The sequence below is a fragment of the Burkholderia pyrrocinia genome, from assembly GCF_018417535.1.
In the GTDB taxonomy this organism is placed as follows: Bacteria; Pseudomonadota; Gammaproteobacteria; order Burkholderiales; family Burkholderiaceae; genus Burkholderia; species Burkholderia pyrrocinia_E.
This window is the reverse complement of sequence record NZ_CP070978.1, coordinates 726,802-747,628: the sequence shown is the minus strand read 5'-3', so window position 1 is coordinate 747,628 and position 20,827 is coordinate 726,802. Positions and strand designations below refer to the sequence as shown.

General features: G+C 69.4%; 18 protein-coding genes. 8 read left to right on the top strand and 10 right to left on the bottom strand.

What is annotated here, in order from left to right:
- Nucleotides 1-18 precede the first annotated feature (18 nt).
- From JYG32_RS21490 to JYG32_RS21480, 3 genes are all read left to right on the top strand, one after another.
- Nucleotides 19-690: a response regulator gene (locus tag JYG32_RS21490; RefSeq protein ID WP_174382176.1), complete on the top strand. Its 672-nt coding sequence runs from the start codon at nucleotides 19-21 to the stop codon at nucleotides 688-690.
- Between the two features lie 154 nt (nucleotides 691-844).
- Complete coding sequence (locus JYG32_RS21485; protein ID WP_213267437.1) at nucleotides 845-2,263, top strand: sensor histidine kinase; 1,419 nt, start codon at nucleotides 845-847, stop codon at nucleotides 2,261-2,263.
- Nucleotides 2,264-2,386: 123 nt separating this feature from the next.
- A complete protein-coding gene (locus JYG32_RS21480) occupies nucleotides 2,387-3,280 on the top strand; it encodes a hypothetical protein (protein WP_213266891.1) in 894 nt (297 codons plus the stop codon).
- A 7-nt stretch (nucleotides 3,281-3,287) separates the two neighbouring features.
- Here the strand turns inward: JYG32_RS21480 and JYG32_RS21475 are convergent, their stop codons facing one another.
- From JYG32_RS21475 to JYG32_RS21440, 8 genes are all read right to left on the bottom strand, one after another.
- Nucleotides 3,288-4,154, bottom strand: a complete 867-nt coding sequence (locus tag JYG32_RS21475) for an MOSC domain-containing protein (protein WP_213266890.1) — start codon at nucleotides 4,152-4,154, stop codon at nucleotides 3,288-3,290.
- Between the two features lie 93 nt (nucleotides 4,155-4,247).
- A complete protein-coding gene (locus JYG32_RS21470; RefSeq protein WP_213266889.1) occupies nucleotides 4,248-5,201 on the bottom strand; it encodes an ABC transporter substrate-binding protein in 954 nt (317 codons plus the stop codon).
- A gap of 37 nt (nucleotides 5,202-5,238) precedes the next feature.
- A complete protein-coding gene (locus JYG32_RS21465) occupies nucleotides 5,239-6,438 on the bottom strand; it encodes a c-type cytochrome (RefSeq protein WP_213266888.1) in 1,200 nt (399 codons plus the stop codon).
- 50 nt (nucleotides 6,439-6,488) lie between these two features.
- Nucleotides 6,489-7,304, bottom strand: coding sequence for an ABC transporter ATP-binding protein (locus tag JYG32_RS21460; RefSeq protein ID WP_213266887.1), 816 nt, complete (start codon nucleotides 7,302-7,304; stop codon nucleotides 6,489-6,491).
- Nucleotides 7,298-8,386 (bottom strand): ABC transporter permease, encoded by a 1,089-nt coding sequence (locus JYG32_RS21455; RefSeq protein WP_213266886.1) that lies wholly within the window; start codon nucleotides 8,384-8,386, stop codon nucleotides 7,298-7,300. The genes JYG32_RS21460 and JYG32_RS21455 overlap by 7 nt, the downstream gene beginning before the upstream one ends.
- A gap of 4 nt (nucleotides 8,387-8,390) precedes the next feature.
- Nucleotides 8,391-9,425, bottom strand: a complete 1,035-nt coding sequence (locus JYG32_RS21450) for an ABC transporter substrate-binding protein (protein ID WP_174384277.1) — start codon at nucleotides 9,423-9,425, stop codon at nucleotides 8,391-8,393.
- Nucleotides 9,426-9,455: 30 nt separating this feature from the next.
- Complete coding sequence (locus tag JYG32_RS21445; RefSeq protein WP_174384278.1) at nucleotides 9,456-10,295, bottom strand: class II aldolase/adducin family protein; 840 nt, start codon at nucleotides 10,293-10,295, stop codon at nucleotides 9,456-9,458.
- Between the two features lie 20 nt (nucleotides 10,296-10,315).
- A complete protein-coding gene (locus JYG32_RS21440) occupies nucleotides 10,316-11,401 on the bottom strand; it encodes an LLM class flavin-dependent oxidoreductase (RefSeq protein WP_213266885.1) in 1,086 nt (361 codons plus the stop codon).
- Nucleotides 11,402-11,685: 284 nt separating this feature from the next.
- Here JYG32_RS21440 and JYG32_RS21435 point away from each other — a divergent pair, with 284 nt between their 5' ends.
- On the top strand, nucleotides 11,686-13,032 hold the full coding sequence (locus JYG32_RS21435; protein WP_213266884.1) for an acyl-CoA dehydrogenase family protein: 1,347 nt from the start codon (nucleotides 11,686-11,688) through the stop codon (nucleotides 13,030-13,032).
- A gap of 61 nt (nucleotides 13,033-13,093) precedes the next feature.
- On the opposite strand, the gene JYG32_RS21430 is transcribed toward JYG32_RS21435, so the two are convergent.
- Nucleotides 13,094-14,068, bottom strand: a complete 975-nt coding sequence (locus JYG32_RS21430) for a LysR family transcriptional regulator (RefSeq protein WP_213266883.1) — start codon at nucleotides 14,066-14,068, stop codon at nucleotides 13,094-13,096.
- 17 nt (nucleotides 14,069-14,085) lie between these two features.
- On the opposite strand from JYG32_RS21430, the gene JYG32_RS21425 reads away from it, so the two are divergent.
- Both JYG32_RS21425 and JYG32_RS21420 read left to right on the top strand, forming a co-directional pair.
- Entirely contained in the window at nucleotides 14,086-14,652 is a 567-nt protein-coding gene (locus JYG32_RS21425; RefSeq protein ID WP_213266882.1) for a cysteine dioxygenase, read from the top strand.
- 104 nt (nucleotides 14,653-14,756) lie between these two features.
- Nucleotides 14,757-16,382: a rhodanese-related sulfurtransferase gene (locus JYG32_RS21420; RefSeq protein WP_213266881.1), complete on the top strand. Its 1,626-nt coding sequence runs from the start codon at nucleotides 14,757-14,759 to the stop codon at nucleotides 16,380-16,382.
- Between the two features lie 75 nt (nucleotides 16,383-16,457).
- Here the strand turns inward: JYG32_RS21420 and JYG32_RS21415 are convergent, their stop codons facing one another.
- The gene (locus JYG32_RS21415; protein WP_174383642.1) at nucleotides 16,458-17,603 is read right to left on the bottom strand and encodes a glycerophosphodiester phosphodiesterase; all 1,146 of its coding nucleotides are present in this window, start codon (nucleotides 17,601-17,603) and stop codon (nucleotides 16,458-16,460) included.
- Between the two features lie 372 nt (nucleotides 17,604-17,975).
- Between JYG32_RS21415 and JYG32_RS21410 the strand changes: the two genes are divergently transcribed.
- Nucleotides 17,976-19,040 carry a phytoene/squalene synthase family protein gene (locus JYG32_RS21410; RefSeq protein ID WP_213266880.1) on the top strand — a complete coding sequence of 355 codons (1,065 nt, stop codon included), beginning with the start codon at nucleotides 17,976-17,978 and terminating at the stop codon, nucleotides 19,038-19,040.
- Nucleotides 19,041-19,517: 477 nt separating this feature from the next.
- Nucleotides 19,518-20,738: a porin gene (locus JYG32_RS21405; RefSeq protein WP_174383644.1), complete on the top strand. Its 1,221-nt coding sequence runs from the start codon at nucleotides 19,518-19,520 to the stop codon at nucleotides 20,736-20,738.
- The last annotated feature ends 89 nt before the right edge of the window (nucleotides 20,739-20,827 follow it).

The following is a 20,827-nucleotide window of genomic DNA, read 5'->3' as shown; positions in this document are numbered from 1 at the left end:
GACCTTACCGGAATCCCCATGCGTGTGCTGCTCGTCGAAGACAATCCGAACCTGGCCCAGTCGCTGAACGACGCGCTGAGCGCCGCGCGCTTCGCGGTCGATCACATGGCGGATGGCGAAGCGGCGGACCACGTGCTGCGCACGCAGGATTACGCGCTGGTGATCCTCGATCTCGGGCTGCCGAAGCTCGACGGGCTGGAGGTGCTGCGGCGGCTGCGCGCGCGGCGCAATCCGGTGCCGGTGCTGATCCTCACCGCGCACGGGTCGGTCGAGGACCGCGTGAAGGGGCTCGATCTCGGCGCCGACGACTATCTCGCGAAGCCGTTCGAGCTGACCGAACTGGAGGCGCGCGCCCGCGCGCTGATCCGGCGCAGCCTCGGCCACGAGCATTCGCGGGTCGAATGCGGGCCGCTTTCGTACGACAGTATCGATCGCAGCTTCCACCTCGCGGGCGAACCGCTGTCGCTCACGCCGCGCGAGCGCTCGGTGCTCGAGGTGCTGATCCTGCGCAACGGCCGCGCGATCAACAAGGACACGCTGTCGGAGAAGATCTTCGGGCTCGACGAATCGGTCAACGCCGACGCGATCGAGATCTACGTGTACCGGCTGCGGAAGAAGCTCGAGAACACGGGCGTCGCGATCGTCACGCTGCGCGGGCTCGGATATCTGCTCGAAGCGAAGGCGGTATGAGTTACGACCCCCACGCTCACTGGCGTTCGCTGCCCCCCAAGGGGGCGCATGCCGTCCACGGCCGGCTTTGCAAAGCCGGCCGGCTGCGCGGGCGCAGAGCGGTGCTCCGCGAATTCCCCGCTACGCCCCTTGGGGCGGCCCGGCGGGAGGCATGGTGACCCGCCCGAACCTGCGCACGCAGGTCGCGCTGTGGCTGCTGCTGCCGCTGCTCGGCCTGCTCGCGCTCGACTCGTGGCTCACGTACCAGCGCGCGATGAGCGCCGCGCACGTCGCGTTCGACCGCACGCTGTCGTCGTCGCTGAAGTCGATTCGCGAAGGCGTGCGGCTCAACGACGGCGAGATCGAGGTCGACCTGCCGTATCTCGCGCTCGAAATGCTCGAATCGAGCGACGGCGGCAAGATCTACTACCTGATCCGCGAGGACAACGGCCACACGATCACCGGCTACCCGGACCTGCCGCTGCCGCAGGGGCGCGACGCGGGCGACGGCGCGCTGTTCGTCACGCGCTACTACGACGTCGTCTATCGCGGCGAGCAGTTGCGGATGGCCGCGCTGCGCATTCCGGTGCACGACGTGCCGACCGCGCAGTCGCGCATCGTCTGGGTGATGGTCGGCGAGACGATCGAGGCGCGCCAGGCGCTCGCACGCGAGATCCTGGTCGGTTCGCTGCTGCAGGAAGGGTTGCTCGTCGTGCTCGCGCTCGGGATCGTGTGGCTCGGCGTCGGGCGCGGGCTGCGGCCGCTGAACCGGCTGTCGGCGACGGTCGCCGCGCGCAGCGAGGACGACCCGACGCCGCTCGACACCGGCGCGATGCCGAGCGAGCTTGCGCCGCTCGTCGATTCGATCAACCAGTACATCGGCCGCACGCAGCGGATGCAGGTCGCGCGGCGCCGCTTCTTCGCCGATGCGGCCCATCAGTTGAAGACGCCGCTCGCGGCCGTGCAGGCCGGTGTCGAACTCGCGCTGCGACCCGACGAGCAGCCGCGCGTGAACGGTCACCTGCGGCGCGCGAACGGCGCGGTGCGACAGGCCGCGAAGATCGTCCAGCAACTGCTGTCGCTGTCGCGGCTCGATTCGGACAGCGGCCATGCGATCGCGCACAAGCCGGTCGCGCTGCATCGGCTCGCGCGCAGCGTGACGCTCGACTGGTCGCCGGTTGCACGCGCGCGCGACATCGATCTCGGCTTCGAACACGAGGCCGATGTCGACGTGCATGGGCAGTCCGACCTGCTCGGCGAGATGATCGGCAACCTGATCGACAACGCGATCCGCTATGCGGGCGACCGCGCGGTGATCACGGTGCGCGTGTCGCGCGACGACGAGCACGCGCGGCTCGATGTGATCGACAACGGGCCGGGGATTCCAGAAAACGAGCGCGACGCGGTGTTCGAGCGCTTCCATCGCGGCAGCAAGACGCAGACCGTCGAAGGGACGGGGCTCGGGCTGTCGATCGTGCGCGAGATCGCACGCGTGCACCAGGGCAGCGTGACGCTTGCCGATGCGGCCGGCGGCGGGCTGGTCGTGACGATCCGGTTGCCGGCGGTGAACGACGCGGCGTCGCGAGCGGCATGACGACGTGCCTGCGGCTGGCCGATGATCCCGCGGCAGGGTAGGCTGCGAAGCCGACGCCGGCACATGCAGGCAAGCGTGCCGGCGCCATGCGCGCCGAGGCCCGATAACCGTCAGGATAATGCCGTGAATTTCACTACCGCATCCTTTTCCGCCGCGCCGGCGCGGCACGCGCAGCGCATTCGTCGTGGCCGCGCCGCGATGCTCGGCGTCGCGGCGCTGTTCGCGCTCGGGGCGACGATGCCGGCCTATGCCGCGACCGCGCCAACCGTCGAAACCGACCGCGCGGGCAATCGCATGGAACCGCTGAGCGTGACGGTGCCCGCGAAATTGGCCGATGCGGAGCAGGGCTGCACGGACGATCGGCAGGTTTGCGTCGAGATCCGGAGCGGCGATGTCGACCGTCCGGCCGCGCTGCGTGTCACGCGAATCGACGGGCAGGCGGCCGATGTGCGCGCCGACTTCGACGATCTGTCAGGCGACAACCACGGCGGCTTCACGCTGTGGCCGCATGTGCTGCGCGTCGCCGACGCGGCCGGCGGCGTGATCGTCGGCGTCGAGTACAACCTGTCCACCGGCTATTCGGGCGGCGGCGCATCGGCGTCGGAATTACGGCTGATCCGCGTCGTGCCGGAAGGCGCCGCGTTCCGTACGCAGGAAGTGCTGACTGTTTCGCTGTCGGGTTCGGCGATGATCCGCGCGTGCTTTTCCGAGCGCGACGAGCGCAGGCGGCTCGGCGCATGTCACGACGAATACGCGTTCAATGCAACGCTGCACCTCGACCGGGCCGTCGGGTCCGGTTTTCCGCGACTGCTGTACGCGACGCGCGCAACGAGCTTTCCGGGGCATGTGTCGCGGGACAAGGATTCGCTCGCCGCACCGCCGCTGCGCAAGCGCGATCTGGTCACGGTCGTCGATCGGCAGTGCACATATCGGCGCAGCTTCGGGTTCGAGCCGGCTTCCGCGACCTACGTGCCGGACCGGCTGCTGCCCGCTTGCGACGGCTATACGGTGCCGTAAGCGCGGCTCAATCGCCGAACCCGATCTCCGCTTCGACCGACTGCCCGATTTCGAGCCACGCGCCCGCGCCTTCGACGACGATCGCGTTGATGCCGAACGTCAGCGCATCGTCGTAGTTCGGATTCGCGCGATAGGTCTGCATCGTGTCGGTCGGCTCATGCGGCCATGCAGGGTCGGGCGCGCCGGTGACCTGGTCGATCGTCGGCATCGGGCAGCGCGTGCACGGCTTCACGAGGCGCAGCCGCACGGGCGTCGCGCCGTCGGTGTCGAGGTGTTCGACGAAATCCTCTTCGTATGCATCGAGGTCCGACACGACGATGTTCGGGCGGAAGCGGTTCATCGGGATCGCCGGCGCGCCTTTCGCGACGAGCCGCGCATTCAGGTCGTCGAGCGACGTCTGGCCGATCACGAGCAGCGGATAGCCGTCCGCGAACTGCGTGTGCGTATCGATCTCGCCCGTCCATTTGCGGTTGCAGCCGCGACGCGCGTCAGGCCCGAAGCGCGCGAGCTTCGTCGGCATGCCGAGGAATTCGGTGAGCCACGCGGCCGTTTCGGCACCCGTGTCGATCGCGTCGACCGTGTCGCGCCAGACGGTCGCGGCCATCTTCGGCGTGGCGGGCGACACGTCGCCGTCGAGCGGCGTGCGAATCTCGCGCATGCCCGGCGCGTTCAGCACGAGTGCATCGCTGTCGAGTGCGGTGCGGATCAGCGCGAGGCGCGGGTGTGTGCGCTGCGTGATCATCTGCCCGGCGGGATCGGTGATCAGCCAGTGGCGGTCGTATGCGAGGCCCGTTTCGAGCAGTTGCGCGCGCGGCAGCGCGATGCCGGCGCAGGATTTGATCGGGTAGACGAAAAGTTCGCTGATGGCTGGCATGGCGCTGGCTTCGAATGACGTGGATAGTCAAAGCGCGATTGTGCCAGATCGTGCCGAAGCCGTTCGGTCGGTTGCGCACCGCCGCGCGGCCGGTCATGCGAGCGGGAAGCCCGGGTCGAACGTCGTGCGCACGTCGAGCGGCTGGCGCAGCAGCCCGGCCTTCAGGTAGAAGTCGGCCGTGCGCTGCTGTTCGGCGATCACCGACGCGTCGATCGGCAGCCAGCGCGTGTTGCGGCGCTCGAACTGCAGCTTCGCGGCCGCCGGCGGAATGCCGATGATGCGCGCGAGCGCCGCGGAATATGCGTCGACATGCCGGTACGACCATGTCTGCGCGCGCACGACGCGCCGCAGGAAATCGTGCAGCACGTCGCGCTTCGACGCGATCGCGGTGTCGGTCGCCGCGATGTAGCTGAGGCCCGACCACAGGCCGCGGCCGTTGACGAGCACGCGCGCGCGGCCGCTCGTTTCCGCGAGCGCGGTATAGGGCTCCCACGTCGCCCATGCGTCGATCGATCCGGTCGCGAGCGCGAGCATCGTGTCGGCCGGCGGCAGGAAGCGGAACGACACGGCATCGGGCGGCAGGCCGGCCGCGTCGAGCGCCTTCAACGTGACGAAATGGCCGATCGAGCCGCGTGTGGTGCCGATGCGCTTGCCCTTCAGGTCGGCCGCGCCTTTCAGCGCCGCGTCGGGCTGCACGAGCACGGCCGTGCCGTACGGATCGGAACGGTTCGCGCCGATCACCTTGATGCGTGCGCCCGACGCGAGCGCGAAGATCACCGGCGCATCGCCGATCGGCCCGCAATCGACGGCGGCCGCGTTCAGCGCTTCGGCGAGCGGTGCGGCGGCCGGGAACTCGGTCCACGCGATGTCGTACGCGAGGCCGTTCAGTTCGCCGGCCGCTTCGAGCAGCGCGCGCAACCCGCCTTTCTGGTCGCCGGCGCGCAGCAGCGGCCGTGCGCCCGATTGCGCGCGCAGCGCGGTCGGGGCCGCGGCGATCGTGGCGAGGGCGCTCGCTTGTGCGAGGAAATGGCGTCGGGTCGAATTCATCGTGAAGTTGGGTCGATCGAAAGAAGGGTTCGGGAATTCAGTGCGGGAGCCCGGCCTGCACGTCGCGTACGGGTTCCGCGTCGACGCGCAGCAGCAGCGCGGTCAGCGGGTCGCCGTTCGCGGCGGGCGCGGCCGGCACGGCGGGCGCGGCTGGCCGTGCAGCGGTATCGGAACGGCACAGCAGGTCGGCATCCGACCAGCCGGCGCTGCCCGGCAACGCGCGCGCCCGCAGCCAGCCGCGCCGATCGGCGAGCAGTTGCGTACCGCCGAGCGCGTCGGGTGCGACGCCGGCAATCGTCGCGAACGCAAGCCACGCATCGGGCGTCGACGCGACGCAGTTCGCACGCGTGCCGGTTGCCGGCGGCACGGACGCGCCCCGTGCGGTGACGAGCAAGGTTTGCCAGCGCGCATCTTCCGGCGGCGGCGCGGCGCCTGGCGCGAGTGCGACGATGCGCACGCGCTGGCCTTCGCGCCAGCGATCGAGCGGTTGAGGCGCGGCGCCGCCGCAGCGTACGTCGAGCGCCGGCAGCGGGACGGGCACGGGCCACGCGCCCTCCGCCTGCGCGCCGCTGCCGGCGGCGAGCGCTTTCAGGTAGTCGAGCACGGCCCACGTGTCCTGCGGGCCGAACGTCGCGGCGAAGCCGGGCATCGTCGGCGCGCCGTGTTCGTCGTGCGTGCCGTGGCGCACATGCCAGAACAGTTCGCCGTCGAGGCGACGCGCAAGCAGCGCGCCGGCAAAGGTCGGCGGCCAGTGCGCGAGCGTGGCCGCGAGCGGCCCTTCGCCACGGCCGTCCGCGCCGTGGCAGGCGGTGCAGTGTTGCGCATACAGATGCGCGCCGTGCATCACGTTCGACACCGAAAACGGCGCGGGATCGCGCTGGAAACTCGTCGGCACCGCGGGCGCGAGCCATAGCGACGACGGCGGCCATGGTGCGAACCATGCGACGGCGATCGCGGCGATCGCGGATGCGAAGCGCCATTTGCGCGAAGCGAGCGCGACGACGCCGAGCGCCACGGCCAGCGCCGTCACCGCACAGGCGAACGCGAGTTGCCGCGTGAGGCCCGCGTCGATGCGCAGCGTCTCGAGCGCGATCCGGTACGTCCACGGCCACGCGGCCTGACCGTCGGCGTCGCCGGTCAGGCCGACCGCATGCAGCATGCGCGTCAACGCGATTTGCGCGCGATACAGCAGTTGCAGGAATGCGAGCGTCCAGTCGGAGAGCGGCGGCGCGTTCATCGGCCGCGTTCCCGCCGCGCCGCGGCCCATCGTCGAACGGCACCCTGCATCTACCAGCTCGCATCGAGCCCGAGATGCCGCAGCGCGTCGTGGCGCAGTTCGGCTAGGCGCGGGTCGCCGCGATGGCGCGGGTAGGGCAGGTCGACGTGCAATTCGGCGACGATCCGTGCCGGACGCGGCCCGAACACGATCACGCGCTGCGCGAGAAACAGCGCTTCCTCGACATCGTGCGTGACGAGCAGCGCGGAGAACCCGTCGCGTTGCCACAGCGTGGTCAACTCGGCCTGCATCGTGAGTCGCGTCAGCGAATCGAGCTTGCCGAGCGGCTCGTCGAGAATCAGCAGGCGCGGATCGTTGACGAGCGCGCGGGCGAGCGCGACCCGCTGCGCCATCCCGCCGGACAGTTGATGCGGAAACACATTCGAGAATTCCTGCAGCCCGACGCGCGCGAGCGCATCGTCGACGCGATGCTGCGCGACCCGCGCCACGCCGCGCGCTTCGAGGCCGAGCGCGACGTTCGCGCGCACGCGTCGCCACGGGTACAGCGTCGGGTCCTGGAACACGACGATGCGCGACGGATCGGGTCGTTCGATCGGCACGCCGTCCTGCGCGATCGTGCCTTGCCGCGCGGCGTCGAGGCCCGCGACGAGGCGCAGCAGCGTCGATTTCCCGCAGCCGCTCGGGCCGAGCAGCGCGACGAATTCGCCGGCCGCGACCGACAGCGTGACGTCGTCGAGCACCGGCAGCGGGCCGCCGGGGCCGTCGAATGCATGGCTCACGCGGCGGATGTCGATGCGCGCACCGCGCGGTGCCGTGACGGTGGACGAAGCTGCAACGGACGGTTCGAGTACGGCGGCGCTTACCATTTGACGGTTCCCTTCTGCCACGCGAGCACGCGGTCGCGCACCGCGAACAGCAGCGCGATCAGCCCGGAAAACAGCAGCGCCATCACGATCAGCGCCGCATACATGTTCACGTACGATGCCCAGCCCTGCGCCCAGCTCAGGTACCAGCCGAGCCCCGACTTGACGCCCATCATCTCGGCGACGACCAGCACCGTGAACGACGCGCTCAGCCCCATGAAGATGCCGACGAACACGTGCGGCAGCGCGGCCGGAATCGCGACGCGCAGCACGAGGAAGCGCGCGTTCGCGCCGAGCGTGCGCGCGACGTCGTAGTACTGCCGGTTGACGCTCGCGACGCCCGACCACGTCAGCACGGCGACCGGGAAGCCGGTCGACAGCGCGATCAGGAACGCGGCGGCCGAATAGCTCGACGGGAAGAAGTAGAACGTGAGCGGCAGCAGTGCGGTGGCCGGCACGGGGCCGAGCACGCGCAGCACCGGATGCACCCAGTAGCCGATCCGGCGCGACCAGCCGATCGACACGCCCACCGCGAAGCCGACCGCGACGCCGTAAACAAACCCGAGCGCGAGCAGCTTCAGCGTGTTGCCGGCGCTGCCGAGCAGGCGCGGCCAGTCGTCGACATAAACCTCGATCAGCGCCTGCGGCGGCGCGAAGAACGGCGTCGGCAGCCAGCCGGTTTTCGCGGTGACGATTTCCCATGCGGCGAGCACGAGCGGCAGCGCGACGAGCCACGGGCCGGCCGGACGCACGCGCGCGAGCCGCGAGCGTGTGGCGGGGACGAGATGGCCGAGCGTCGCGGCGGCGAGCAGCAGCGCGGCGATCGACCACGCGGCCGTGCCGAACGTGTCCGTGTAAGCCCAGTCGCTGAAGCCGACGACGCGGTTCGGCCACAGTTGCGTGAGCGCGCCGAGCGCGGCCCATGCGAGCGCAGCGGCGATGCCGGTCGGCCAGGTCCGGGCGCGGCGGGCGTCGGCGGCCAGCGTAGCTTCGCAGGCCGTGCAGGCGACGCGCAAGGATGCGGTGGAGGCACTGGCGCTGCCGCCGGCCGGTGCTGCGGTGGGAGCGTGTTCGATCGTCGACATCGCGTCACCCCAGCACGTTCGCATAGACCTGCTGCGCGAAGCGCTGCGGGTCCGTGCTTTTCTTCAGCACGCTGATGCGGCGGAAATCGTCCGCATAGAACGCGATTTCCTGCTGCAGGTCGACGTTGGTCGGGTGATGTGTATAGGTGAGCGTCGCGTAGAGCTTGCGCAGATCCTCGGGGCTGATCTTCGGCGAATACTTCGCGAACACCTTCGCGGCCTCGTTCGGGTTGTCGTGCGTGTACTCGGTGGCCTGCACGATCGAGCGCGCGAGCGCGGCGGCCGACGGCCGGTCGTTGCGCACGAGATCGCCGCGCGCGCCGATCACGCAGCACACCTTGCGCGCGTATTCGCCGGACAGGTTCGTCGCCAGTTCGGTATACGCGCCGTTGCTGCGCTTCTCGAGCAGGAAGAGATTCGGGTCGCCGTCGGCGATCGCATGGATCTCGCCCTTGTCGACCGCGACGCCGAGCAGGTCGGCCGGATACTGTCGCCACGTGATGTCGCGCTCGGGATCGATCCCGTTCTTCGCGAGGAGGATCGAGAAGAAATGCTTGCCGGGCGCGGCGAGATCGCTGACGCCGACCGTCTTGCCCTTCAGCGCCTGCAGCGTCGTGACGCCGGCCGCCTTCGCGCCGAGCAGCCGCACGCAGCCGCCGTGCGAGCTGCCGATGATCTTCACGTCGAAGCCGGCTTCGAGCGGCTTCAGCCAGCGGTGGATCATCCCGACCGCCGCATCGGCCTTGCCGGTCGCGATCGATTCGAGCAACTGGTCGGTCGATCCGCTGTAGTTGATCAGCTCGACCTTCAGGCCGTTCTTCTCGAAGAAGCCGCGTTCCTGCGCGACGACGATCGGCGTCAGGCAGAACGCGTTCTGGTTCCACGCGAACGTGAGCTTCTTCAGCGGCGGCGCGGACCATGCGTTGCGGCCGAGCGTGATCGCGGGCGCGGCAAGCGCGGCGGCGCCGGCCGCGCGCAGCAGCCGGCGGCGTTTGTCGTCGTGCGCGTCGGCCGGCGCCGGTGCGGTGGGTTGGGTCATTGTGTGGTCTCCGGGCTTGCGGATAGGCGCTCAGTCGAGCAGGTCGGGTTCGTCGGCGACGACGCGCGCGAACAGGCTGCCGAACGCATGCAGCGCACCGTCGGGGCCGCCGATCTGGCCGTGCGTGTGGCGCGCGGTCGCATGATCGATCGGCTGCGGCGTGCCGGCCGCTTCGGCCAGCAACTGCGTGTGCGCGGCGTTGTCGAGCGCGATGTACCACCACGCGGCGGCCTCGACCGTCGGGCCGGCCGTCAGGATCCCGTGGTTCTTCAGGATCGCGCCCTTGTGCGTGCTGCCGTCCGGCTTCGCGAGCGCGTGTGCGATCCGCGCGCCTTCGCTGGTGTCGACGACCATCCCCGTGAAGTCGTCGAACAGCGCGTGATCCTCGTAGAACACGCACGCGTCCTGCGTCAGCGGATCGAGCGGGCGGCCGAGCGTCGACCACGCCTTGCCGTAGGTCGAATGCGTATGCGCGGCGGCGACGATGTGCGGATGGGCTTCGTGGATCGCCGCATGGATCGCGAACGCGGCCTTGTTCAGCGGCCGCGTGCCGATCGCGGTTTCGCCGCGCGCGTTGACGAGCAGCAGGTCGGACACCTTGATCTGCGAGAAATGCACGCCGAGCGGATTCACCCAGAAGTGGTCGGGCAACTCCGGATCGCGCGCGGTGATGTGGCCGGCGAGCCCCGACGCGAACCCGAAGCGCGCGAACAGGCGGAACGCGGCCGCGAGCCGCTCCTGCCGGTGGCGGCGTTCGGCGGCGACGTCGATGCGCGGCGCGGGCGGGTCGAACCAGAAATGCTGGCGCGGCGCTTCGGCGAGCACGAGGCCCGATGCGGTGCGAACGGGCGTGGCGAGGACGGCGGACATGGCGTGCGGCTCCGTTGGCGTCATGCGGCGCGCAGCGCCGCGTCGCGTGCGGCGACGGCGCTGCGCACGCGCGGAATCAGTTCGCGGCCGTAGTCGATCGCGTCTTCCAGCGGATCGAAGCCGCGGATCAGGAACGTCGTCACGCCGAGGTCGTAGTAGTCGAGCAGCGCGTCGGCGACCTGTTCGGGTGTGCCGACGAGCGCCGTCGAGTTCGAGCGCGCGCCGGTGAGCTTCGCGATCTCGGTCCACAGCCGCTTGTCGACGCGCGTGCCGCGTTCGGCCGCGGCGAGCAGGCGGCGCGCACCTTCGCTCTGCTGCGGGCCGCCGGCGCCGAGGCCGGCCGCTTCGCGCAGCCGGCGCGTTTCGTCGAGGATGCGATACGCGCGCGCCCACGCTTCGTCCTCGGTCGCGGCGAGGATCGGCCGGAACGATACGGAGAAACGCACCTGCCGGCCGTGCTGCGCGGCTTCGGCGCGCACGCGCGTCGTCAGGTCGCGCACCTGGTCGAGCGATTCGCCCCACAGCGCATAGACGTCCGCGTGCTTGCCGGCCACCGCGAGCGCGGCTTCCGATGCGCCGCCGAAGTAGATCGGCACATGCGGCTGCTGGAACGGCTTCACTTCAGAGAAGCCCTGCTTGAACCGGTAGTGCGCGCCGTCGTGATCGAACGGCTGCGCTTCGGTCCAGATCCGCCGCAGGATGCCGAGGTATTCGTCGGTACGCGCATAGCGCGCATCGTGGTCGAGGAAATCGCCGTCGCGTTGCTGCTCGCTGTCCGAGCCGCCGGAGATGAAGTGCACGGCGAGCCGGCCGCGGCTGAACTGGTCGAGCGTCGCGATCTGCCGCGCGGCGAGCGTCGGTGCGGTGAAGCCCGGGCGATGCGCGAGCATGAAATGGATGCGCTCGGTCGCGGCCGCCGCGAACGCGATCGTCAGCGTCGCCGACGGGCCGGTCGAGTGATGCGGCACGAGGATCCGGTCGAAGCCGGCCGTTTCGTGGGCGCGCGCGAAGTCGCGCACATAGTCGGGATCGACCACGGGGCCGGACGCCGGGTGGATTTCCGACTGCTTCTGGCTCTGGATCATGCCGATGAATTCGACGCTCATCTGGGTCTCCGGTGCAGGGACGGCCCGGCGCACGGCCGGGCAGGAATGGAGCGCAGGTTAACGCCGCGATCATGCGGAATGGAAATAATCAATCCCGATTTGAATATCAGATTTGCATGGTTTGGGTGGATGGGCGCTGCGCATACGCTGTGGGCTCACGAACGATCGGGCGGGTGCGCGTTACGTTACGCATCGCCGACTTCACGCGAACCCGCGCCGCGTGACGATCGATCATCGCTATTGCCGGCGTTGCCGCGTTTGCACTACCCAGGGAATCCGTCTCGATGTCCGCCAGCCTTGCCGCTTCCTCACAGTCGCCGCAGCAGCCTTCGCTGCGCCTTCTGCCTGCCGACGACGCCGACGATGCCGACGATGCAGAAGACGCGCGCGTCGCCGCGCTGCTCGACCGCCTCGCACCCGAGCTCGCCGCCGACGCCGCTCGCAACGACGTCGACGGCCGCTTTCCGCACGAGAACTTCGCGCGGCTGCATCGCGCGGGGCTGATCGCGCAGGTCGTGCCGCGCGAGCATGGTGGTGCGGGCGCGACGCTTGCGCGGGCGAGCCGGATCGTCGCCGCGGTCGCGCGTGCCGACCCGGCGACCGCGCTGGTGCTGACGATGACGTATCTGCAGCATCGCGCGCTCGGCCGTGCCGACAACCGCTGGCCTGCACCGGTGCGGCGTGCGGTGTTCGACAGCGCGGTCGCGCACGGCGCGCTGATCAACGCGCTGCGCGTCGAGCCGGCGCTCGGTTCGCCGTCGCGCGGCGGCCTGCCTGACACTGTTGCGCGCCGCGACGGCGACGGCTGGCGGCTGTCCGGCCACAAGCTGTACAGCACCGGGATTCCGGCGTTGCGCTGGCTGGCCGTGTGGGCGCGTACCGATGAACCGGAGCCGCGCGTCGGCGTGTTTCTCGTGCCGCGCGACCGCGACGCGGACGGCGACCGCATCCGCGTGATCGAAAGCTGGAATCACCTCGGCCTGCGCGCATCGGGCAGTCACGAGGTCGTATTCGACGACGTGCGGCTGCCGGCCGACCATGCGGTCGACGTGCGTGCGCCGCACGCGTGGGCCGTGTCGGCCGCGACCCATGCGGATGCCGACGCGCAAGCCGACCAGCAGGCGTGGATGGTCGCGCTGCTCGGCAGCCTGTACGACGCGGTGGCGCGCGCATCGCGCGACTGGCTGGTCGGGTTCGCGACGACGCGTGCGCCGAGCGGGCTCGGCGCGCCGCTCGCGACGCTGCCGCGCGTGCAGGAGGCGGTCGGTGAAATCGAGGGCTGGCTGCATGCGAACCGCGTGCTGCTCGACGATCACATTGCGCGGACCGACGCCGGCAACGCGCCGTCGGTCACGACGAGCGGCCTCGTCAAGCGGACCGTGACCGAGCACGCGATCCGCGCGGTCGAGCAGGCGCTGAAGCTGTCGGGCAACCACGGGCTGAGCCGCGGCAATCCGCTCGAACGCCACTATCGCGACGTGCTGTGCAGCCGCGTGCATACGCCGCAGGACGACGCGATCGCGGTGGCGGCCGGGCGTGCGGCGCTCGAAGCGGCGGGGCGGGGCGAAACGACAGCGGAGGCGGGCGGGGCGTCACGCAACGAGGTCGAACGCGATCGAAACGATGCGTGAGCGGTGCAGCGCTGCCACGCAAGCAAACAGGGCGGCGCGATGCAGACGCCGCCCCGTCCGGTCACGCAGCCTTGCCGTGCGTCTGTTCGGGCAACGCGAACGCCGTGCGCGCATGCGCGGCGATGGCCGCGAGCGGCGCGTCGAAGCGGGCCGCATCGTGCCGGCGCAGCAGCCACAGATCGATCTGCGGCTTGAAATCGGCGAGCGGCACGATCTCGAGCGCGTCGCGCAGCGGGCTGCCTTCGACGAGCGGCAGCGGCATCAGCCCGATGCCGAAGCCGTTCGCGACGCTCTGCAGTTGCAGGTCGCGGCCGTAGGTGTCGAGCGTGACCGGCATCGGCAGGCCCTGCGCGTCGAGCGCGCGCCGCAGGCCCGCGCGAAAGCCGCAACCGTCGGGATTGAGCACCCAGCCGCGCGCGTGGCAATCGGCGAGCCGGTAGCTGCGGCGCGGCCAGTCGCCCTTGCGGCCGACCGCGACGAGCCGCGTGGCCAGCAGCCGAGCGCCTTCGACCTGCGCCGGCAGCACCATCTCGCGCGCGAGGAACACGAGCGCCGCGTCGAGTTCGCGGCGTGCGACGCGCTCGACGAGCATGCCGCCCCATGCGGTCGTGACCTGCGTCGCGAGCGCGGGCCACTGCGCGGCGAGTTCGGCGATGAGCGCGGGCAGCATCAGTTCGCCGAGCCCCTGCGTGAGCCCGATCCGGAATTCGCCGGCGGGCGGCTGCTGGCCGGCCGTCAGTTCGCGCAGCGCATCGACTTCGCGCTGGATCGCGCGACACTGCTCGACGACCTGCCGGCCGATATCGGTCGGGCGCGGCGGCTTCGTGTTGCGATCGAGCAGGATCACGCCGAGCGCTTCCTCGAGATTCTGGACGCGCCGCGTGATCGCGGGCTGCGTCATCCCGAGCTCGGCCGCGGCCTGGCTCAGGGTCTGGCAGCGGACGACTGCTGCAAAAGCGTCGATATCGCTAATTTTCATGTTTGTTCTGCATGGTCTTTCGGGTGCATCATGACGATCCATCATATTCGGCATCATATTCGAGGAGGCAGCCGATGAGTACGCTTTCGTTGCAGCAGACGCCGCTGTGGCCGTTCGTCGACGGTCTGGGCGCGCTGCTCGCGTCCGGCGCGAACGAGGCGCGCATCCTCGACGAGGGTGGCGCGCTGCTCGCTGCGCTCGTCGCACACGACGACTGGTTGCCCGACGCGTTCGCCCAGCCCGATCCCGTGCGCTATCGGCAGTACCTGCTGTATCTCGATCCGGACGAGCGGTTCTCGGTCGTCAGCTTCGTGTGGGGGCCCGGCCAGACGACGCCGATCCACAACCACACGGTGTGGGGGCTGATCGGGATGCTGCGCGGCGGCGAGTTCTCGCAGCCGTACCGGTTCGACCAAGCGGGCCGGCCCGTGCCGTCCGGCGAAGCCGTGCGGTTGCAGCCGGGCGAGATCGAGGCCGTGTCGCCGCGCATCGGCGACGTCCATCGCGTGACCAACGCATTCGACGACCAGGTATCGATCAGCATCCACGTGTACGGCGCGAACATCGGCAAGGTCGAGCGCGCGGTGTACCTGGACGACGGCACCGTGAAGCCTTTCGTGTCGGGCTATTCGAACGCCTGATGCAGCGCCCGCCGGCGCGGCCCGTTGCGGGCACGCGCCGGCAGGCCCGGGTTTCATCCGTTTCGCTTTCTTCACCGACTTCAACAGAATCAGACAGAGACATCGTGACGCAATCCGCCGATTCCACTTCCCGCTTTTCCGCCGCGTCGTACCAGGACGTGCGCGCGCGCCTGCTTGCCCGCGACGAGATCGCGCTGATCGACGTACGCGAGGAAGATCCGTACGCGCAGGGCCACCCGCTGTGGGCCGCCAACTTTCCGCTGTCGAAGCTCGAACTCGACGCGTGGACGCGGATTCCGCGCCGCGACACGCCGATCGTCGTGTTCGGCGAAGCGGGCGGCGAGGATCTCGCGCCGCGCGCGGCCGCGAAGCTCGCGCAACTCGGCTATACCGACGTGCGGCTGCTCGACGGCGGCCTCGCGGGCTGGCTGGCCGCGGGCGGCGAACTGTTCATCGACGTGAACGTGCCGAGCAAGTCGTTCGGCGAATGGGTCGAGGCGGAGCGGCATACGCCGTCGCTGTCCGCGCAGGAAGTGCAGGCGCTGATCGATGCGAAGGCCGACGTCGTGATCGTCGACGCGCGCCGTTTCGACGAATACCAGACGATGAACATCCCGACCTCGACGAGCGTGCCGGGCGCGGAACTCGTGCTGCGCGTGCGCGCGCTCGCGCCGAATCCGCACACGCAGGTGGTCGTCAACTGCGCGGGCCGCACGCGCAGCATCATCGGCACGCAGTCGCTCGTCAACGCGGGGCTGCCGAACCCGGTCGCGGCACTGCGCAACGGCACGATCGGCTGGACGCTCGCCGGCCAGACGCTGGAGCACGGCGCGGCGCGCCGCTTTCCGGACGACATCGACGCGACGCAGCGCGCCGACGCGCGCCAGGCTGCGCGCGCGGTGGCCGAACGCGCCGGCGTGCCGCGCATCGCGCTCGCAGGCATCGCCGCGCTCGACGAGCCGGGCCGCACGCTGTACCGCTTCGACGTGCGCACGCCGGAGGAATACGAGGCCGGCCATCTGCCGGGCTTCCTGAGCGCGCCGGGCGGCCAGCTCGTGCAGGAGACCGACCATCACGCGGCCGTGCGCGGCGCGCGGATCGTGCTCGCCGACGACGACGGCGTGCGCGCGGACATGACCGCGTCGTGGCTCGCACAGATGGGCTGGGACGTGCGCGTGGTCGAACCGGCCGGCGCGGCGGCGTTCGGCGAGCGCGGCCAGCCGCCGCGCGACGTGCCGGCGACGCCGCCCGCGGCCGACGTGTCGCCTGCGACGCTAGCGGGCTGGCTGAAGGAAGCCGCGCCCGGCGAACTCGCGATCGTCGACGTGACGGCCAGCGCGAATTACGTGAAGCGCCATATTCCGGGCGCCTGGTTCGTCGTGCGCGCGCAGTTGCGCGACGCGCTCGCGGCGGTCCCGCCCGCGAAGCGCTACGTGTTCACGTGCGGATCGAGCCTGCTCGCGCGGTTCGCGGCGGACGACGCGCGCGCGCTGCTGCCGGCGTCGGCCGAGATCTCGGTGGTGACCGGCGGCACGGCCGCCTGGATCGATGCCGGGCTGCCGCTCGAAAGCGGCGAGACGCGGCTCGCGTCACCGCGCGTCGACCGCTACCGGCGCCCGTACGAAGGCACCGACAACGCGGCTGCCGCGATGCAGGCGTATCTCGACTGGGAATACGGGCTGGTCGACCAGTTGAAGCGCGACGGTACGCACCACTTCAGCGTGATCTGACCGATACGGCGGCCACCGGGCGCGGCATGCAGTGCGCCGCGCCCGGCTATCGCGCGTTCGGCACGTTCAGTGTGTTCAGCGCTTGAACGTATCGACCGCCGTGCGGCCGACGGCCGGATCGTCGGTGAAGAAGCCGTCGATGCCCGCGCGCAGGTAAGCCTGGATCTCGCGCACCGAGCCGGCGGTGTTGCGCGTGGCCGGCGTGCCGCCGTCCTTCAGCGACGCGGGCAGGAAGTTGTTTTCCGGGCGGAACGTGTACGGATGCACGACGAGGCCGGCCTCGTGCGCGTAGCGCACGTACGGCGTCGGCTGCTGCAGCGTGCCGTCCGCGGCGACCGCGATGATCGACGTCTTGTACGGGCCGACGCCGTTCGCATAAGTCGCGATCTCGCGCATGCCGTCGCGCGTCGACAGGTCGCCGTAGGTGCGCTTGTCGTTCGCCTTCACGAAGTCGAACGGGCGCTGGCCGGCTTCGTCCATCAACTGCACGAGCTTCCAGTTCGGCTGGCTCGACTTGATCCGGTTGCGGATCGTCTTCAGGTTCGCCACTTCGAACGACTGGATGTAGACGGTCGCGGTGCGCGACGTGTACGAATCCTTCAGCAGCGCGTCGACGAGGCGATCCTCGAGCGGCAGGTTGATCGACTGGAAGTAGGTCGGATGCTTGGTTTCCGGATACAGGTGGATCGTGCGGCCGGTCTGCGCGGACATCTGCTTCGCGAGCGCGACGATCTCGTCGAAGGTCGGAATCTCGAACTGGTCGTTGTATGCGGTGTTCGCGGGGCGGACCTGCGGAATGCGCTCGCGCGCACGCAGCGTCTTCAGCTCGGCGAGCGTGAAATCCTCGGTGAACCAGCCCGTGAGCTGCGCGCCGTCGATCGTCTTGGTCGCCTTGCGGCTCGCGAACTGCGGCAGCGCCGACACGTTCGTCGTGCCCGAGATCTCGTTCTCGTGGCGCGCGACGAGCACGCCGTCGCGCGTCGACACGAGGTCGGGCTCGATGACGTCCGCGCCGTCCTCGATCGCCTTGCGATACGACGCGAGTGTGTGTTCGGGGCGCAGCGCGCTCGCGCCGCGATGGCCGACCACCTGGACCTTCGCGGAAATCGGCTGCGTGGGATCGGACGTCAGGTCGTCGTCGCCGCCGCACGCGGCGAGCAGGAAGGCGGCGGCACAGGCGAACGGGACGTAGCGCAGGGCGGTCGGGCGCGTGAAGAACATGTCGATGAACCTTCGAAACGGGAGTCGGAAAAGGGGCGCTCGCTCCGCCGGCGCGGCTGTTTTGCCGTGCCGTACGGAATCGAACGGGACGCGATCGTCGCATCGAATAATTACATATGTATTACTTTGGCCTTTCTGCTTTGTTCGGCGGTGCGATGAGGGCGGCGGGAGGGGCGCGGCATCCATGTGCGTGCCGCATTCCGGCCGTCGCAGGCAGGCCGCGCGCCGGATGCACTAAACTTGCGGGAATTTTGCATCGCAGCGCCCGGGCCGACGCCCGCGCGGCGCGACGATGCGGCGACTCGCGGGCCGGCGCGGGCGCCCGGCGCCCGTGTGCGTCCGGCGCCCGCGCCGGCCGATTTTTCCCGACCCATGACGACTCGAACCGATTCCGCCTACTTGCTCGGCGACCTGCTGAAGCACGTTTCCCGCTCCTTCTACCTGACGCTGCGCGTGCTGCCCGACGGCATGCGCGACCCGGTCGGCCTCGCGTACCTGCTCGCGCGCGCGGCCGACACGATCGCCGATACCGCGCTCGTCGCGCCCGATCGCCGGGCGGCGTTGCTGACCGACCTGCGCGACGAGATCGAGCGGCTCGGCGACGGCGCGGCGCTGTCGCGTTCGCTCGAGGACGTGACGCGGATGCAGACGGATTCGCACGAGCATGTGCTGCTCGGCTCGATGGAGCCGATGCTCGCGCTGCTGCGCGCGCAGCCGGACGCCGACCGCGCATCGATCCGCAAGGTCGTCGCGACGCTCACTTCAGGAATGGAATTCGACCTGCGCACGTTCCCGGACGAGCAGTCGGGGCAGGGCGCGTCGCTGCCGACGCGCGACGTGCTCGACCGCTACACGTATCTTGTCGCGGGCTGCGTGGGCGAATTCTGGACCGACATGACGGGCGCGCACACGCGTGCCGCGCGCGGCTGGGACTTGCCGGACATGCGCGAGAAGGGCATCCGCTTCGGCAAGGCGCTGCAGATGACCAACATCCTGCGCGACTGCGCGAAGGACCTGCGCATCGGCCGCTGCTACCTGCCCGACGACGTGCTGGGTGCGCACGGGATCGGCCTTGCCGACCTGATGTCGCCCGATGCGTCGGCGCGCGCGCGCGGCGTGCTGGTCGACCTGCTGCGCGTCGCACTCGACCAGTATCGCGACGCGTGCCTGTACACGCTCGCGATCCCGCGCCGCTTCGTGCGGCTGCGGCTCGCGTGCCTGTGGCCGATCATGATCGGCCTCGAAACGCTCGAACTGCTGGCTGGCCACGATGCGTGGCTCGACCCGGCGAAGCCGGCCAAGGTGCCGAGAAAACGCATCTACCGGATCATGGCGTCGTCGCTCGCGCTGGTCGGCTCGAACACGGCGATCCGTGCGCGGATGACCGCGCTCGCCGATGCGGTGAACACGCGGCTTGCCCGTCCGGCATCGCATTGAATATTGTCGGCGCGCCGCGCCGGCATTGCCTCTCGGCCCGCATTCGCCGGGCCGTTCCCGTCCGATCTCCCGCGCACGGACTGAAACGTTTTCATGATTTCGTTTTCCGAAATGTGGGTGTCATGAACGTCAGCGATCCTGCGCGGCGGCGTGAATCGCGATGTCGGATGCGATCGCGCATTTGTAAGATGATTTTTGCCGAAGGCGTCTGACGACATCGGGCGGTCTCGTTACACCAGTAAAAATGTAAAGCTAGGGTTTTCACCGGGAAATGCCGGAAGTGCCCATCGCGTAAGCGTTTTCAGGTGTTATGTAACCGCTTGGTGAACCCGTGCGTTGCGTCGATCATACGATGACCGACTGCGCGTGTTGGGAAATAATCGGTAATCCGTCAGAATTGCGCCGGCATGTACTCGCACATGTGTCAGTCATAAAACCACACCAGAAAAGAAATCATTCTTTGAGGACGGAGAATCAATGAAAAAGCGCGTCGCTTTCGCCATGACGGCAGCGGGCCTTGCAGCCGCTACCGCCGCCCACGCCCAGAGCAGCGTGACCCTGTACGGTATCGTCGATAACGCTATCGCTTACCAGAACAACTCGTCGGCGACCAGCGCGGTCTCGGGTGGTCACTCGAAGGTGCAGATGGCCACCGGCATTTGGGCAGGCAGCCGCTTCGGCCTGAAGGGCAGCGAAGATCTCGGCGGCGGCACGAAGGCGATTTTCCAGTTGGAAGCCGGCTTCAACGCGAACAACGGCTCGTCGCAGTGGACGAACGGCATCTTCACGCGTCAGGCGTGGGTTGGTCTGACCAACGCAACGTACGGTACGCTGACGGCAGGCCGCCAGTACACCGCGTACTACACGCTGCTGTCGCCGTATAGCCCGACGACCTGGCTGACCGGTTACTACGGCGCGCACCCGGGCGATATCGACTCGCTGGATACCAGCTACCGCGCGAACAACTCGCTCGTCTACATGTCGCCGAAGTTCTACGGCTTCACGGTCGGCGGTTCGTACTCGCTCGGCGGCGTGGCAGGCAGCTTCAACCGCGGCTCGACCTGGAGCGCGGCGGTCCAGTACCTGAACGGCCCGGCAGGCATCGCAGTCGGCTATCAGCGCATCAACAACGCGACGCTCGGCGGCGGCGTGTGGGGCGCGAACTCGACCGCGCAAAACGGTCTGGATTCGAGCGGCAACGGCGCGGAGCAGGCCGTGTCGTCGATCAACGGCGGCTACAAGACGGCACAGTCGCAACAGCGTCTCGCCGTGACGGCCGGTTACCAGTTCACGCCGGCGTGGGACATCTCGGTGTCGTACTCGAACGTCCAGTACATCCCGGGCACGCTGTCGGCATTCCGCAACACGGCGATCTTCAACACGGCAGGCGCCGTGCTGCACTGGAAGGCATCGCCGCAGTGGGACTTCGCGGCAGGCTACTCGTACACGGCGGCAACGCAGTCGAACGGTGTTTCGAGCTCGGCCAAGTACCACCAGGTCACGCTGTCGCAGTACTACAGCCTGTCGAAGCGCACGGGTCTGTACGCGGTTGAAGCGTACCAGCACGCTAGCGGCAACACGATCAGCGGCCTTACCGGCGGCATCGTCAATGCAACGACGTCGATCGGCGACGGCGTGGGCGCAGGTTCGAAGCAGAACCAGATCGGCGCCGGCGTTGGCCTGATCCACCGCTTCTGATGTCGCGCGGCGCGCGAGCGCCGCTCACGGCATGCAGTATGAAAAACCGGCCTTCGGGCCGGTTTTTTTATTTCGTGCGCCCGGCAGGG